Annotated in this window: 13 protein-coding genes; 3 read left to right on the top strand and 10 right to left on the bottom strand. The window is 72.6% G+C overall.

The window, feature by feature from the left end; translation table 11 throughout:
- The first annotated feature begins 15 nt into the window (after nt 1-15).
- The gene (locus DB32_RS25220; protein WP_240481251.1) at nt 16-960 is read left to right on the top strand and encodes a prenyltransferase; all 945 of its coding nucleotides are present in this window, start codon (nt 16-18) and stop codon (nt 958-960) included.
- The gene (locus DB32_RS25215; RefSeq protein ID WP_053235194.1) at nt 961-1,692 is read left to right on the top strand and encodes a hypothetical protein; all 732 of its coding nucleotides are present in this window, start codon (nt 961-963) and stop codon (nt 1,690-1,692) included. It abuts the gene before it with no gap.
- 8 nt (nt 1,693-1,700) lie between these two features.
- Here DB32_RS25215 and DB32_RS25210 read toward each other — a convergent pair whose 3' ends face one another.
- Nucleotides 1,701-2,588 (bottom strand): prenyltransferase, encoded by an 888-nt coding sequence (locus tag DB32_RS25210; protein ID WP_053235193.1) that lies wholly within the window; start codon nt 2,586-2,588, stop codon nt 1,701-1,703.
- 26 nt (nt 2,589-2,614) lie between these two features.
- Between DB32_RS25210 and gmk the strand changes: the two genes are divergently transcribed.
- The gene (gene gmk / locus DB32_RS25205; RefSeq protein ID WP_157069377.1) at nt 2,615-3,226 is read left to right on the top strand and encodes a guanylate kinase; all 612 of its coding nucleotides are present in this window, start codon (nt 2,615-2,617) and stop codon (nt 3,224-3,226) included.
- 3 nt (nt 3,227-3,229) lie between these two features.
- Here gmk and DB32_RS25200 read toward each other — a convergent pair whose 3' ends face one another.
- The 9 genes from DB32_RS25200 to mutL all read right to left on the bottom strand — a co-directional run bounded on the left by DB32_RS25200 (nt 3,230) and on the right by mutL (nt 15,117).
- The gene (locus DB32_RS25200) at nt 3,230-3,931 is read right to left on the bottom strand and encodes a glycosyltransferase family 2 protein (RefSeq protein WP_053235191.1); all 702 of its coding nucleotides are present in this window, start codon (nt 3,929-3,931) and stop codon (nt 3,230-3,232) included.
- Nucleotides 3,928-4,446: an acyltransferase gene (locus tag DB32_RS25195; RefSeq protein WP_053235190.1), complete on the bottom strand. Its 519-nt coding sequence runs from the start codon at nt 4,444-4,446 to the stop codon at nt 3,928-3,930. Before DB32_RS25195 ends, DB32_RS25200 begins: the two co-directional genes overlap by 4 nt.
- 3 nt (nt 4,447-4,449) lie before the next feature.
- Entirely contained in the window at nt 4,450-5,409 is a 960-nt protein-coding gene (locus tag DB32_RS25190) for a lysylphosphatidylglycerol synthase transmembrane domain-containing protein (protein ID WP_053235189.1), read from the bottom strand.
- Between the two features lie 22 nt (nt 5,410-5,431).
- Complete coding sequence (locus DB32_RS25185; protein WP_053235188.1) at nt 5,432-7,414, bottom strand: protein O-mannosyl-transferase family; 1,983 nt, start codon at nt 7,412-7,414, stop codon at nt 5,432-5,434.
- Nucleotides 7,411-9,591 (bottom strand): serine/threonine-protein kinase, encoded by a 2,181-nt coding sequence (locus tag DB32_RS25180; RefSeq protein WP_157069376.1) that lies wholly within the window; start codon nt 9,589-9,591, stop codon nt 7,411-7,413. The genes DB32_RS25185 and DB32_RS25180 overlap by 4 nt, the downstream gene beginning before the upstream one ends.
- Before the next feature lie 410 nt (nt 9,592-10,001).
- Entirely contained in the window at nt 10,002-11,657 is a 1,656-nt protein-coding gene (locus tag DB32_RS25175) for a SulP family inorganic anion transporter (RefSeq protein WP_083457747.1), read from the bottom strand.
- 106 nt (nt 11,658-11,763) lie between these two features.
- Nucleotides 11,764-12,402, bottom strand: a complete 639-nt coding sequence (locus DB32_RS25170; protein ID WP_053235186.1) for an ACP phosphodiesterase — start codon at nt 12,400-12,402, stop codon at nt 11,764-11,766.
- Nucleotides 12,399-13,340 (bottom strand): tRNA (adenosine(37)-N6)-dimethylallyltransferase MiaA, encoded by a 942-nt coding sequence (gene miaA / locus DB32_RS25165; protein ID WP_169791549.1) that lies wholly within the window; start codon nt 13,338-13,340, stop codon nt 12,399-12,401. The genes DB32_RS25170 and miaA overlap by 4 nt, the downstream gene beginning before the upstream one ends.
- Nucleotides 13,327-15,117 (bottom strand): DNA mismatch repair endonuclease MutL, encoded by a 1,791-nt coding sequence (gene mutL, locus DB32_RS49135; protein ID WP_053235184.1) that lies wholly within the window; start codon nt 15,115-15,117, stop codon nt 13,327-13,329. Before mutL ends, miaA begins: the two co-directional genes overlap by 14 nt.
- Between the last annotated feature and the right edge of the window lie 60 nt (nt 15,118-15,177).

The following is a 15,177-nucleotide window of genomic DNA, read 5'->3' as shown; positions in this document are numbered from 1 at the left end:
GACTATATGCCCTCGGTGTCCGCTGCGAGCTCGATGACCACACGCGCGCGCTGGGCGTTCGCCCTCAAGCCTGCGAGCTGGCCGAAGCTGCTCGTGCCGATGGCGCTCGGACAGGCCATCGGGATCGACGCGAACGGCGAGGTTTCGATCGCGGGCCTGGTGATCGGCGCGCTGTTCACGGTGCTCGATCTCGTGTTCGTCGTGCTGCTGAACGACTGGGGTGATCAGGAGGTCGATCGCGTGAAGCGATCGATGTTCCCCCACTCGTCGAAGAAGACGATCCCCGACGGGGTCCTGCCCGCTCCGACGTTGCTCTTCGTCGGCGGGCTCGCGGGCTTCGGCGCGGCGATGGTCGCGCTCGCGGGCGAGATCGCGCTCGACCGTCCGTGGCTCACCGTCGCGGCGGTCGCGTCGCTCGGGCTCTTCGTCGCGTACACGTTGCCTCCGCTCCGCCTCAACTATCGCGGCGGCGGCGAGCTGCTCGAGGCGTTCGGCGTCGGGATCGCGCTGCCGTGGATCAACGCGTACGCGCAGAGCGGTCGCGCGTTGCCGCCGGCGCTGATCGTGCTGCCGGGGTTCGCCGCGTTCGCGCTGTCGTCGGCGGTGGCGAGCGGTCTCGCCGACGAGCGCAGTGATCGCATCGGCGGCAAGCGGACGTTCACGACGGTGCTCGGCAACACGCTCGCGCGTCGGCTGACGAACCTCCTCGCGCTCGCGGGCGGGCTCGTGTGGGCGCTCACGGCGTGGATCGGTGCGCGCGGGACGCCGACGATCCCGCTCGTCGCGGCGGCGGCGAGCGCGTTGCTCGCGTGGGACGGAGTGCGGCGCGCGAGCGCGGCCGCGGTGACCGATGCGTTCGACGCGCAGCGCAGCTACAAGTCGTCGTTGCACCGGCTCGTCTGGGAATCGAGCATCGTGCTCGCTGTCGGGATGGCGATCGGACCCCTGCTCGGCTTCTGAATGACGACGACCCAGACCCACGCGCACGAAGACATCGAGGCGCTGCTCGCGGAGCGCGACGCGGCGCTCGGCGTGCGCTGGCGATCGCTCTGTCCTGGGCGCGAGCTCGCGCGTCCGCTCCGCGAGCTGATCCCGGATCGCGCGCTGCCGAGCGACCTGCGGCTCGCGGCGGCGCGCGGCATCGCGACGATCGCGGAGGCGGTGCACCGCAACTTCCCGGACAACCTGTTCTGCGATCTCGAGCTCGTGCTCGCGCGGCTCGAGCGCGGCGGCGCGACCCACGGCGTCGCGTGGGTCGATGCGACGGTGTCGACCGTCGTCGACCTCCACGATCTGTTCGGTCACGGGACGTCGATCCAGTTCCGCTACGTGCACGACTTCCTCTACGGGTTCGACTGGGCACGCTGGGTGCGCCGCGATCCCGAGACGCGGCGCGTGATCGGGCCGTTCGATCCCGGGTTCCTCGCGTACGCGCGGAGGCGCGGCGCAGAGCTCGTCGAGCTGATCGCGCAGGACGACGACAAGTACCACCGCATCCCGCGCGGACGGGATCGCAACCCGTTCGCGTTCCAGCGCGACCCCGCGTCGGAGACGCGGCTGCTCTCGGATCTCGCGGTGCGTGGATGGGTCCCCGTCGAGGCGTGGAAGCGCGATGCCGCGCCCCGCTGGGATCGCGACTACACGTACGAGCGCGAGCGACGGGCGCGCGAGCTCGGGCTGACGATCGGCTGAAGCGCGAGTCACCCGCAGGCGAGCGCGATCGTCCACGCGACGAGCGCGCCGGTGCTCGCGGCGCCGGCGACGATCATGAACACCAGGAGCTCGCTCCGGCGCATGACCTCGCGCGGCAGGAGCGGGAGTGACGCGCCGAGCACGCCGAGCGGGAGCGCGGTCGCGACGACGCGCGCGAGATGCGTGGGGAAGGGCAGCACGATCCCGCCGAGCACGATCGCGAGCGCGACGAGCGCGACGAGATCCCGCGCCGCACGCGGCACGCCGCGGCGCACCGCCCAGGTTCGCTTCGACGTCGCGCGATCGGCGGGCTCGTCGGGCAGCGCGGTGAGCACGTTGCCCGCGAGCCCGAGCACGATCGTGGGCACGAGCGCGAGCCACGGGATCGCGCGCAGTGAGGGCTCCTGCGCGTGGAACCCGACGAGCGGGAGCACGAGCCCGACGCCGATCGCCTGCAGCCACTCGCCGCCGCCGCGATACGAGAGCGCGAGCGGCGGATAGCTGTACATCACCATCAGCGCGATCGCGGCGCACGCGAGCACCGGCAGGAGCGGTCGCTCGAGCGCGAAGGGGATCGTGCCTGCGACGAGCACGATCGAGCACGCGATCGCGAGGCCGAGGATCACGCGCGGCGCGAGGCGACCCTCCGGGAGCACGCGTGAGCCGCCGGAGAACGCGTTGAACCCGTCGTTGCGCGCATCGGCCTCACGGTCGGCGAAGTCGTTCGCGAACACGATGAAGAGGTGATCGACGAGCCCGAAGATCTGCGCGAGCGCGAGCGCGCGCCACGAGAACGCACCGGTCATCGCGTACGCGAGCGCCTGTCCGTAGAGGATCGGCGGCGCGACGTTGGCGTGCGCGAGCGGACGAGTCGCCTGGAGAAGAGCGCGCAGCACGGGGATCTCGTACCATGCGCCCTGCGATGGACGACCTGGTCCTGCTGATCCTCTGCTCTCCGTCAGGCGCCGGGAAGACCACGCTGACGCGCCACCTGCTCGACAACCTGAAGGACTTCACGTTCTCGGTCTCACACACGACGCGCAGGCCGCGCGCGGGCGAGCAGGACGGGCGCGAGTATCACTTCGTCGATCGCGTGCGGTTCCAGACGTTGATCGCGGAAGGCGAGTTCGCGGAGTGGGCCGAGGTCCACGGCAACCTCTACGGGACGAGCGTGCGCGAGATCGAGCGCGCGCGCGCCGAGGGCAAGCGCGGGATCGTGTTCGACGTCGACTACCAGGGCGCGCGCCAGATCAAGGCGAAGCTGCGTGATGCGATCGGCGTGTTCGTGCTGCCGCCCTCGATGGACGAGCTGCGCCGTCGGCTCGAAGGGCGCGGCACCGAGGACGCGGCGGCGGTCGAGCGTCGCTTCGCGAACGCGTGGCACGAGATCGAGCACTACGGCTTCTTCGACTACCTCGTCGTGAACGACGATCTCGATCGCGCGAAGGCCGCGGTGCTCGGCATCGCGCTCGCCGAACGTCATCGCCGGTGGCGTCTCGCGCCCACGGCCGAGCTGCTGCTCAAGGCGCGCTGACGATCAGAGCCCGCGGAAGCGGCGCACGCGGAGATCGACGAGATCGCGCGCGACGCCGACGATGCGGTGCCACTGCGTGCTCTTGCTGTGCCCCGCGCGTCGCGGACGACACGCGATGACGACGGTGTCGATGCGCAGTCCCGCCGAGAGCGCGCGGATCGGGAACTCGAAGTTCAGGAAGAACGTGTCGGGGCGCAGCTGATCGGGATCGAAGAGGCGACGCCGGAAGAGATACGGACCGTCGCTCTTGAGCCACACGCCGTGCACCGCGGCGATCAGCGCGCGCACGCCGAACGAGAACACCTTGCGATCGACTCCGTCGTCGCGGCGGTCGTAGACGGAGAGCACGACGTCCGCGCCGCTTCGCGCCTGCGCTTCGCGCAACGTCGCGACCGCGTCGGGCGCGATCTGACCGTCGGCGGGGAGGAACGTGACGAGCTCACCGCGCGCCGCCATCACCCCGGTCTTGAGCGCCGCGCCGATCCCTCGGTTTCGTTCGTGACGGAGCACCGCGTGCGGCATGCCACGCAGCGCGCGACCCGCGGCGTCGGCGGTGCGGTCGCGCGAGCCGTCGTCGACGAACACGATCTCCGCGCCCGGCTCGTGCTGCTCGAGCCACGCCCGCAGCTCGCCGAGCACGGGCCCGATGTTCTCTTCCTCGTCGAACGCGAAGACGATGATGCTGAGCGGGACTTCTTCGTTCATTCGGGGCGCTCTCGGAGCACGCGCGCGGGGTTGCCCGCGACGACGGAGTAGGGCGCGACGTCGCGCGTGACCACCGCGCCCGCGCCGACTTGCACGCCGCGGCCGATGCGCACGCCGGGGAGCACGATCGCGCCGACACCGAGATCGACGTCGTCCTCGATCACCACCGGCGCGAAGTCGATCGGCGCGTGGAGGATCGGGATCGCGCGGCCGGCCTCGCGGTGCGACGACGTGATCACGTGCACGCCCGGGCCGATGCCGACGTTCGCGCCGATCGTGAGCCCACCCGCGGCGTGCAGGAACACGCCCTGTCCGATCCACGTCCCGTCGCCGATGCGCAGGTCGTTCTTGTAGTAGCCCTTCAGCATCGCGAGGTGCCCGACGTAGACGTCGCGACCGAGGTGCACGCGCTCGGGATGGAAGACGAGGCAGCCCTCCTCGAGCACGCAGCCCTCGCCGCACGACGCGAGATCCTCGATGCGGAAGCGACCGGTGCCGTGGCTGCGAGGAGGCATGTCTCAGGCGCTGGGCGGCGTCGTCTCGTCGCTCGGCGGGATGCGCAAGAGCCCTCCGAGCGCGCCGATCAGATAGTAGGTCGCGGCGAGCATCAGCGACGCGGCGGTCGCGTCCTCGAACGACACGCCGACGTGCGAGTAGAGCTCCTGGAACGCGGCTTCGCGCGCGCCTGCGCCGCCCGCCGTGATCGGTAGGTACGAGGTCGACATCGCGAGCGGCACGATCGCGAACGACGTGACGAGCGGCAGCTCCGGGTGCAGCGCCGCGACGAACACGTGTCCGGTGAGCGCGACGAATGACTGCGTCACCAGCGAGAGCGCGAGCGCGAAGACGAACGGCCACGGGCGCGAGATCACCGGCAGTCCCGCGAGGATGCGCGCGATCGGCCCCGGCGCGCGCGCCGCGAGCTGACGGCCGAGCGCGATCGCGAGCACCGCGCCGGCGCCCGCCGCGATGCCGATCGCGCTCCACATCAGCACTCCGTCGACGCCTCGGATCGGATGGACGATCGACGCCGTGCCGACGATCAGGAGCAGACCGACGAGGCCGAGCACGCGCTCGACGAACACCACCGCGACACCGCTCGTCGCGCCCGCGGGACCGAACGCGGCGCGCGACGCGACGCCGCGCACCACGTCACCACCGACGCCGCCGGGGAGCCAGACGTTGTAGAAGAAGCCGATGAGATAGAGGCGATAGAGCAGCGCGAACGAGGGCAGCTTCGGCGCCCCGTACGCCGCGAGCAGCGCGCGCCATCGCAGCGTGCCGACGCCCATGTTCACCATCGTGACCGCGATCGCGAGCACGAACGCGAGCCACGAGACGCGCAGGAACGCAGCGCCGAGCGCGTCGAGGCTGACGCGCGAGAGCACCCACGCGAACGCGAGCACCGTCACGACGACGCGCACGATTCGCCAGATCCACTGGCGCGACGTCGCCTTGGGCGTCGGGGTCTCGCTCATCGCGCCGGGCTTGTAGCACGGGTCATCGGAGACGCGCTCCGAGCGCCTCGAGCTCGTGCTCGCGATCCGGATGGAGCGCGCGGTATCGCGAGACGGCGGCGCGCGCGGGCTCGACGAGCCCGTCTCCGAGCTGGATCCACGCGAGCTGCAGCAGCGCGCGATCGTCCCCGCGCGTCGCTTGTGCTTCGAGGAGCTGCATCGCGCGCTCGGGCTCGCCCAGCGCGACGAGGACCGTGGCGAGGGCGCGCACCGCGTCCTCCGCGGTCGCGAAGATCGCGGTGGGATCGTCGACGCGGGGCGGAGGCGCGCGTCGCGGCGAGGCGGTGATGCCCTCGGCGATCGCGGTCACGTCGGGCGGCAGCGGCGCCGACGCGCGTCGCAGCGCGGCGATCGCGAGCGGCGCGTGATCCCGCACCAGCCATCGGCTGGCGCGGGCGAGCTCGACGTCGCGCACCACGCCGTGCCCGAGACCGCCGTACCACGCGGGCACGTCGCGCATCGCGCGCGCCGACGCGCCCGCGGTGCGCTCCGCGAACGCGCGCTCGACGCCGGTCGCGTCGGTGGGGAGCACGAGGTACGCGCCGAGCACGGTCCCGCGGCCCGACACCGGCTCGTCGTGCTCCGACACGATCGCGACGTGCCCGAGCGCGCGATCGATCGCGCCCCGCACCCACGCCGCGCGCCCGCTGCCCGCGCCGCGCGCGGGCGTTCCGTCGAAGCGCGGATGACCGGCGAGCGACCGCCAGTGCCACGACGACGTCGCGAGCCCTTCGACCATCACCGCGACGTCGGGGCGCGCACCTTCGACGTCGCGCGCCTGCATCCACGCGGCCGCGACGAAGTCGCTGCGCGTCACGACGAGCGCGCGCGGCGGAGGCGCGTCGACCAGCGAGAACGCGAGCGTCTCGAGGTGCGTCTGCTCCGCGCGCAGCGCGCTCGCGACGTCGCTCGTCGCGAGCGGTGCGATCACGAGCGCGAGGGCACCGACCGAGAGCGCCCCGCGATGCGCGCGCGACGTCGCGAGCGCGGCCCCGCCGAGCGCGAGCAGGAGCGCCATCGCGGGCGCGGCGTACGCGACGTTGTCGGGGTTCGCGGGCTCGTGCGGCTGGAGGCACGCACCGACGATCGCAGCGCACGCGGCCGCACCGATCACCACGACGCGCTTCGAGCGCGCGCGCGCGAGCACCGCGATCGCGACCCCAACGCCCGCGCCGATCAGCACGTACACGATCGGCTCGACGATCACCGCGGCCCACGACCCGCTGCGCGCGCCGAGGTTCGCGCCGTACGCGCGTCCCGAGAGGTACGCGACGATGCCGTCGAGCGTCGTGGGATCGCCCCACGTGCGCGCGCCTGCGATCGCGCGGACCGGCAAATACGCGATCGCGCCGAGCCCGATCACGCACGCGAGCGCGGCCCACCCGACCCCACGCCACGCGTCGCGCCGCCACCCGATCAACGCCACCGCGCCGATCGCGACCAGCGCGAGCGCGTGCGGCGGATGCACCGCGACCGCGAGCCCCGCGAGCATCGCCGCGATCCGAAGCGCCCGACGATCTCCGCACGCCCAAGCGATCAGCCGTCGCGCGCCCGCGAGCGCCAGCGCGAGCGCGAGCGTGTACACCTCGGGACGCGCGAGCTGCGGCGCGATCGCAGGCGCGACGAGCACCGCGAGCGCGGTCACCGCCGGGAGCACGCGCGCGCCGCGATCGTCGCGCTCGATCGCGTCCCGCACGATCCCGGCGGCCTCGTGCGCCGCCCAGAGCCCCATCGCCGCGCTCAGCAGCGCGATGCGCCACGCGAGCGGACCGAGCGGCACGAGGGTCGCGGCGTATCCGAGCAGCGCGTGCAGCGGCTGCCCGGGCGGATGCCCCGCGCCCAGCTGCGCGGCTGCCGCGACGAGCTCGCCCGCGTCGAAGACGTGCGGGCTCGCGGCCGCGCCCCACGTGAGCGCGATCCCCGCGACGACGAGCAGCGCTGCTTCGAGCCCGCGGGTCGAGCTCAAAGCGTGATGCGCGTGCGCGTGGTCTGGCCGGGGTGCACGTCGATCTGCATCGTGCGGCTCTGGCCCGAGTCGGGGTTCGTGCACACGACGGTGTGACGGCCCGACGCGACGCTCCGGTTGACGATCGGCGTCTGACCGAGCGGGCGACCATCGAGCGTCACGTTGCACCACGGACGCGCGTCGATCGTCACGTTGCCGGGCCCGCCCGCCGCCGCGGCCTCTCCGCCGCCGCCACCCCCACCACCGCCGCCCGCCGCGCGACGCTCGCGCTCGAGATCGATGCGGAGCTCGCTCTGCTCGCCGCCAGCGAGCGCGATCTCGCGCTCGTGCGTGCGGAACCCGTCACGCGCGACGCGCAGTCGATAACGACGCGCCGGCACGCGCAGCACGTACGGGCTGCCCCCGGAGTGCCACTCGGTGTCGAGCTGCACCCGCGCCTCGGGCGGATCGGTCGTGATCGTCACGAGGTGCTCGGTCGCCGCGAGCGGCGTGCGCTCGAGCGTGAGCCGCACCTCTTGCACGGCGCCCGCCGAGACCATCACCGGCGCCGTCTGGGTGACCCACCCGTCGAGCGACACGACGATCGTGTGCTGCACGCCGGGCTCGATGCCCGAGACCGTCGCGGGCGAGACGAGGTCGGTGTCCGCGCCGTCGAGCAGGATGCGCGCGCCGGGCGGCGTCGTCTCGATGCGCGCCACACCCATCGCGCTCGCGCTCGGCCGCTCGAGCGTCGCCGCGATCTCCGCGCGCGCCGCGCTCTCCGTGAGCTCGACCTCCTGGCGGAACGGCGCGAACCCGTCCGCGGTGATCGTCACCGCGTAGCGCCCGAGCGGCAGGTGCTCGATCGTCGCGGGCGTGCGCTCCTCGCGTCGCGATCCGTCGATCAGGATCGCCGCGCCCGGCGGCGTGCTCGAGAGCGCGAGCACGCCCGGCCCGGTCGGCGCCGACGACGCGCCTTGCGTCATCGCGAACCACACCGCGCCCACGGCCGCGACCAGGCCCATCATCGCCATCACGATCCACGGCGCGCGGCTCGGCTGCTTGGTGCGCACGCCCGAGCTCGTGCCCTCGTGCGAGTGGCGCGCTTCTTCCTCGGCCGCTGCCTGCGCCGCGATCACCTCGGCGAGCTGGCGGCCCTCCTGCAGCATCTGGCGCTGCTGCTGCAGCTTCTCGCCGAAGAGCTGCTGCATCCACGCGGCCAGCGAGAGCGGCGACACCTTCAGCTGGTTCTCGCGGATGTAGTCCTCGAGCTCCGCCTGCATGTCGCGCGCGCTCTGGTAGCGGCGCCCCGGGTCCTTCTCGAGCGATCGAAGGATGATCTGCTCGAGCTTCGGATGGAGGTTCGGGTTGAGCGCGCGAGGGCGAGGATACTGGCCCTCCACGATCATCTTCAGCGTGTCCATCTCGCTCGCACCGCGGAACAGCCGCTTCCCGGTGCAGAGCTCGAACAGCATGATCCCGAGCGAGAAGATGTCGCTGCGCCCGTCGAGCGGGAGGCCCTGCGCCTGCTCCGGGCTCATGTAGGGCACCTTGCCCTTGAGCTGCCCCGAGCCGGTGTCCTCCATGTGACTGCGGCCCGCCTTCGCGATGCCGAAGTCGACGAGCTTCACGTCGCCGGTGAACGTGACGAGGATGTTCTGCGGCGAGACGTCGCGATGGACGATGTTCATCGGCTCGCCGTCGAGGTCGCGCTTCTCGTGCGCGTAGGCGAGACCGGCGCAGCACCCGAGCACGATCGCGAGCGCGTGCTCGAGCGGGAAGGCGGTGACCCCGACCTTCTTCATCTGGCGCACGATCGAGCGCAGGTCCTCGCCGTGGATGTGCTCCATGGCGATGTAGAACTGCCCCTCGACCTCGCCGACGTCGTAGATGTGCGCGACGTTCGGGTGGTTGAGCGTCGCGGCGATGCGCGCCTCGGTGAGCAGGAGCTCGATGAACGAGCGATCCTGCGCGAGGTTCGGAAGCACGCGCTTGACGACGATCAGCTTCTCGAAGCCGGCGACGCTGCGCTGCAGAGCGAGGAAGAGCTCCGCCATGCCGCCGGTCGCGAGCTTGCGCATCAGCGTGTATTTGCCGAAGCGCCGCGGCATCCCGTCGATGTCGCTGGCGCCGCCGCTGCCTGCCGCGCCGGGCGGGACGGGAGGCGGGTTCGGGACGGACGCGCGAGCAGTGGTCACGACGAACCTCGGGGACGGCCCGCAGTATGGCACGCCGAATCGAGCACGTGTCAATCGTGCACGCGTCCGCGCCAGTAGGTCATGTGAGGACCCCCGCGCCCCGAAATCGGGCCGAAACGCTTGGGCTTGGCCCCCATGCGCGCCGTCGGCCCCACGCGCGCCGTCGGCCCCACGCGCGCCGTCGGCCCGTCGTGCGCGGTCGGCCCCGGGCGCGCGGTCGGCCCCGGGCGCGCGGTCGGCCCCGGGCGCGCGGTCGGCCCCTCGGCGGCGCCGCCGCCGGCCCAGCCGAGGAGCCCTACCCGAGCGAGAGCAAGCGGGGCTGGGGCCCCGCGCGCAGCGTTTGGGGTGGGGGGCCCCGATCCGGCTCCGCCGGTCGGGGGGAGGGGTCTTCCAAGACCCCTCCCGCAAACTCAGTGCCCCATCGCCGGGCCGGCCGGATGCGGCACCCGGATCAGCACGACGTCCACGTTCTTCAGCTTCGCTTCCGTGCGGTAGTCGTGGATCGCGTCGATCACGTCGGGGTGGATGAAGCGCGAGCGCGTCCCGTCGATCTCGACCACCGCGCCCGTCGGGATCTCCTGCAGCGCCTTGATCACCGCCGCCTTGTTCAGGAACGTGACGTTCTCCGAGAGCTCGATGCGCACGTAGGGCATGCCCGCGTCCGTGTGCTTCTCCTTCGTGATGTAGAAGGGCATCTCGAAGTTGCGCTTCAGGATGAAGAAGATCGCGACCGCCATGCCGATCGCGACGCCCTTCAGCAGGTCCGTCAGCAGGATCCCGAGGAACGTCGCGAGGAAGGGCAGGAACTCGCTCCACCCGCGCCGGAACATCTGCCGGAACAGGCTGACCGGCGAGAGCTTGTAGCCGACGTGCAGCAGCACCGCGGCGAGCGCCGCGAGCGGGATCAGGTTCAGCACCGCGGGCAGCGCGAGCACTGCGAGCAGCAGCAGCGCGCCGTGGGCGAACGCGCTCGCCTTCGTGCGCGCGCCCGACTGCACGTTCGCCGAGCCGCGCACGATCACCGCGGTCATCGGCAGGCCGCCGATCAGGCCGGCGATCATGTTGCCGAGGCCCTGCGCGACCAGCTCGCGGTTGGTCGGCGTCGTGCGCTTGTAGGGATCGATCTTGTCGATCGCCTCGATGCTCAGCAGCGTCTCGATGCTCGCGACCACCGCGAGCGTCGCGCCCGTCGTCCAGATCGCGATGTCGCCGATGCGCGAGAAGTCGGGGAAGCGCAGCGACTCGAGCAGCGCGCCGGGCCCGCCGGTCGGGAGCTGCACCGAGTGCTCGGCCGTGATCACGAGGCCGGGCGCGATCGCCCCGAACACGAAGTTCGCGACCGCGCCGAGGGTCACGACGAGCAGCGGCGCGGGCAGCCACTTCGGCCTCTTCGCGGCCGGGATGCGCTCCCACCCGAACAGGATCGCCAGGCCGATCGCCGCGACGATCAGCGCGCCGAAGCGCAGGTTCGTGATCGCGTACCAGATCTCCTCGATCGTGTTGCGCGAGTCCGAGCCGACGAACGACTCGTCGCCCATGTAGTCGGTGTCGAGCCCGATCGCGTGGGGGAACTGCTTGAGGATCAGCAGCGCGCCGATCGCCGCGAGCAGGCCGCGGATCACGGTCGCCGGGAAGTACCAGCCGATGATCCCCGCGCGCAGCGCGCCGAGCCCGATCTGGAACGCGCCCGCGAGCACCACGGCGAGCAGGAACGACTCGTAGCTCCCGAGCGACTCGATGCCGCTCATCACGATCACGGCGAGGCCCGCGGCCGGTCCGCTCACCGCGAGCGCGGACCCGCTCACGAGCGAGACCACCATGCCGCCCACGATGCCGGTGATCATGCCGGCGAGCAGCGGGGCACCGGACGCGAGCGCGATACCGAGGCAGAGCGGCAGCGCGACCAGGAACACGACGACCGACGCCGGCAGGTCGTGCTTCAGCTGCGACAGCGGCCTCGGCGGCTCGACGTGCGGGCCGACCGAGGGGCGCGCGGGGGGACGGCTGCTGCGGCCCGACGTGGTGGACGAGGACGAGCTCTCGGCGGAATTGGACGAAGCACTCATCGGCGTCGCGAACCTAATGGACGGCCGGCATCGGTTCCAGACGATTCGGGGAAATTTTCCCCGAATGGGTGGTCGGATGTGCGCAAACCGCGGAATGCTTCGAAGATCAGAGCGTCACGAGCGCCGCGCGCGTGGTGCCGACGAGCTCGGCGGCCGCGCCCTCCACGTCTCCGCGCAGCGCGTGCATCGCCGCGCGCAGCGTCTCACGGTGCGCGGTGTCGATCGCGAGGCGCGGGCGGGCCGCGAGGATCTGGATCAGCCGATCCGCGACCACCTCGGGCTCCCGATAGAAGTCCGGCGTGCCGTGCCCGCGCACCCGCTCGAGCACGCCGGGCCACCGCTCCGCGCCCGGGCCCGACACCCGCAGCGCGGCGACGATCTGCGCGTCGTGCAGCGTCGCGACCGCGTCGAGGTACGCGCGTCGCGTCGCGTCGTGATCGAGGAGCAGCCCGTCGAGCAGCATCTCGGTGCCGACGTGCGCGACCGCGCGCGCCGCGCCCCATCCGATGCCGCGCTGCTCGAGCTCCGCGCCCCACGTCGCGCAGATGCGCACGAACGCCGGCGCCGAGTGGAACGCGTCGTCGGTGCGGTGATGCAGCGCGACGCCCGCCGCGAGCTCGTGGTGCGACGGCGTCTCGAGGCGCGCGCGCGACATCGACGCGAAGTCCGGCAGCATCGAGCCCAGCACGAACGCCGGCGCGTCGCCGTGATCGAGCGCGACGTGCGCGTGGCCCACGAAGTTCATCGCCCGTGCTCCGCGAAGAACGCGCGGATGCGCGCCTCGCCCTCGGGCGAGAGCAGCGTCTTCGCGTCGGTGCGCCACGCGACGTCGGGCTCGTTGCCCAGCCACGTGCGCTGGCGCCTCGTGTAGACGCGCGTCGACTTGCGCACGTGCTGCACGGTCTCGTCCCACGGCACGCCGTGCACGAGGTGATCGCGCAGCTCGCGATACCCGACGCTGCCGAACGGACGAACGTCCGCGCCCCATCGCGCGAGCAGCGCGCGCGCCTCGTCGAGCCAGCCTGCGGCGATCATCGCGTCGATCCTCGCGTCGATCCGGGCATAGAGCTCGTCACGCGGGAGGTCGAGGGCGACGTGCAGGTACGGATAGCGCGGCGCACCGAGCGCGTGCTCCGCGCGCAGCTCGCCGAGCGGGCGTCCCGTCTGCTCGAAGACCTCGAGCGCGCGCACGATGCGCAGCTCGTCGTTCTCGTGGATCGCGGACGCCGCGCGCGGATCGATCTCGCGCAGTCGCGCGTGGAGCGCCGCGGTGCCGAGCGTGCGCGCGTCGGCCTCCAGCCGCGCGCGGATCGCGGGATTGGGCGCCGGCAGGTCGACGAGCCCACGCAAGAGCGCGCGCTGCCAGAGCCCGGTGCCTCCGACGACGATCGCGATCTTCCCGCGCGCGTCGAGATCCGCGATCGCCGCGTCGGCGAGCGCGGCGTACCGCGCGGCGTCGATCTCCTCGTCGGGATCGATCACGTCGACGAGGTGGTGCGCGATGCCGCCGAGCTCCTCGGGCGTCGCCTTCGCCGAGCCGATGTCGAACCCGCGATAGACCTGCACGCTGTCGCAGCCGATCAGCTCGCCGCCGAGCGTCCGCGCGAGCTCGATCGCCGCGCCGGTCTTGCCCGACGCGGTCGTGCCCGCGACCACGAGCACCGGAGGTCTAACGTCCCACACGACGCGCGAGCTCGAGGAACGAGATCTCGTAGGCCACCGGGCGACCGTGCGGGCAGTGCCGCGCGAAGTCGCCCACGCGATCGAGCGCGCGCAGCAGCTCCTCGCACTCGCGCGGCGAGAGCGTGTCGCCCGCGCGGATCGCGCCGTGGCACGCCATCGTCGCGATCGCGGTGTCGATCGCGTCGCCGAACGCGCGCTCGCCGCTCATCGCGAGCTGCGCGAGCACGTCGTGCACGAGGCGCTCGGGCGACGCGCGCTTCACCAGCGCGGGCACCGCGTGCACCGCGAGCGTCGTGTCGCCGATGCGCGCGAGCTCGAGGCCCAGCGCGAGCAACGTCTCCGCGCGCTCCTCGACGAGCGTCGCCTCCGACGGCGCGACCTCGACGCGCTCCGGGATCAGGAGGCGCTGCATCGCGATCTCGCGCGACTCGTGCTGCTGCCTCAGGCGATCGAACCGCACGCGCTCGTCGGCCGCGTGCTGATCGAGCACGTACAGCCCGTCGTGCGCCTCGCACACGACGTACGTGCGCGCGACCTGCCCCACGACGCGCAGCGCGCCGAAGAACCCCGGCTTCGGGAGCAGCGACGGACCTTCCGCGGCGCGCGACGTCAGCGCGCTCAGCGCGGAGTAGGGCAGCGGCGTGCTCGGCGCAGCCGCGGGCTCGATGGTCCTCGCCGGCGCGGGCGAGTCGACCGCGAGCCCCCACGGGTCGCTCTCGGGCGTGCTCTCCTCCTTCGGGCCCACCCCGAGGCGCTGCGCCCAGAAGTCCGCGCCGCGCGACGACGGCCCGCGGAACGGCGACGTGCCGAGCCCCTGCGCGAGCACGCGCGTGATCGCGTCGAGCACCGCGCGCGCATCGTCGAAGCGCACCTCGGCCTTCTGCGGGTGCACGTTCACGTCGACGCGCTCGGGCGCGATCCGCACGTACACCACGCCGACCGGATAGCGCCCCGCGGGCAGCACGCTCCCGTACGCGAACGCCACCGCGCGAGCGAGCGCACGATCGCGCACCGGACGACCGTTCACGTACAGGTGCAGCTGCGCCGCGCCGTTCCTCGCGCGCTCCGGCGCCGAGAGGAACGCCTCGATCTCGATCGCGTCGCGCACGCCCTCGATGCGCGCCAGCGACTCTTCGGGGAAGAGCAGCGCCGCGCGCTTGCCGAGCTCGCTCGTCGGCAGGAGCTCGAGCGCCACGCGCCCATCGCGCACCAGCGTCAGTCGCAGCGACGCGTCCGCGAGCGCCGCGCGCACCAGCGCCTCGCGCACGTGCGCGCTCTCGGTGCCGACCGCCTTCAAGAACTTCCGTCGCGCGGGCACGTTGAAGAACAGATCGCGCACCGTGACCGTCGTGCCCGGCGCGCATCCGATGTCGCGCACGTCGGGCTCGGCGCCGCCCTCGATGCGCACCTCGGTGCCCGCGACCGCGTCGCGGGTGCGCGTCGCCAGCGAGAAGCGCGACACCGACGCGATCGACGGCAGCGCCTCGCCGCGGAACCCGAGCGTCGCGATGCGCTCGAGGTCCTCGCGCGCCGCGATCTTGCTCGTCGCGTGGCGCCGCACCGCGAGGCGCGCGTCGTCCTCGCGCATCCCGTGCCCGTCGTCGCTCACGCGCACGAGCGCGATCCCGCCGCCCTCGATCTCGACCTTGATCGTGCGCGCGCCCGCGTCGATCGCGTTCTCGACGAGCTCCTTCACGACGCTCGCCGGTCGCTCGACGACTTCGCCCGCCGCGATCTGATCGGCGAGGTCGTCGGGCAGGATGCGCACCGGTCGCATGGCGGGCGACTCTACCAGCCTCGCGGATCTGCGCCCAAAGAGCTGGAAATCACACGCGCT

Origin of the sequence: Sandaracinus amylolyticus (assembly GCF_000737325.1) — a bacterium.
Lineage (GTDB): Bacteria > Myxococcota_A > Polyangia > Polyangiales > Sandaracinaceae > Sandaracinus > Sandaracinus amylolyticus.
Note: the sequence above shows the minus strand (reverse complement) of the source record. Positions and strands in the feature narration are given on the sequence as shown.